At 64.4% G+C, this 430-nt stretch carries 1 protein-coding gene; it reads left to right on the forward strand.

Translation table 11 applies throughout. The annotated features are described in order from the left end of the window. Nucleotides 1-430 (forward strand): AIR synthase-related protein (locus CBF90_RS16435; protein WP_242435709.1); only part of this gene is annotated, 430 nt, incomplete at both ends.

The following is a 430-nucleotide window of genomic DNA, read 5'->3' on the forward strand; positions in this document are numbered from 1 at the left end:
AGTTGAGGCCTTGCAGGATTTCGGTGCCGCCGGAATCTCCTGTGCCACCTCCGAGCTGGCCAGTGCTGGCGACGGTGGCATGCACGTCGAGCTCGACCGCGTTCCGCTGCGCGACCCGAACCTCGCCCCTGAAGAGATCCTCATGAGCGAGTCCCAGGAGCGGATGGCCGCGGTGGTGCGCCCCGATCAGCTTGACCGCTTCATGGAGATCTGCGCCCATTGGGGTGTCGCTGCCACTGTCATTGGCGAGGTCACCGACACCGGTCGACTTCACATTGATTGGCAGGGCGAGCGGATTGTCGACGTCGATCCGCGGACGGTTGCTCACGACGGACCGGTTCTCGACATGCCGGCCGCCCGTCCGTGGTGGATTGATGAGCTCAACGAGAACGACGCCAACGCGTTGCCGCGCGATAACTCTGGTGAGGGT

The sequence above is a fragment of the Microbacterium sp. AISO3 genome, from assembly GCF_002204305.1.
GTDB lineage: Bacteria > Actinomycetota > Actinomycetes > Actinomycetales > Microbacteriaceae > Microbacterium > Microbacterium arborescens.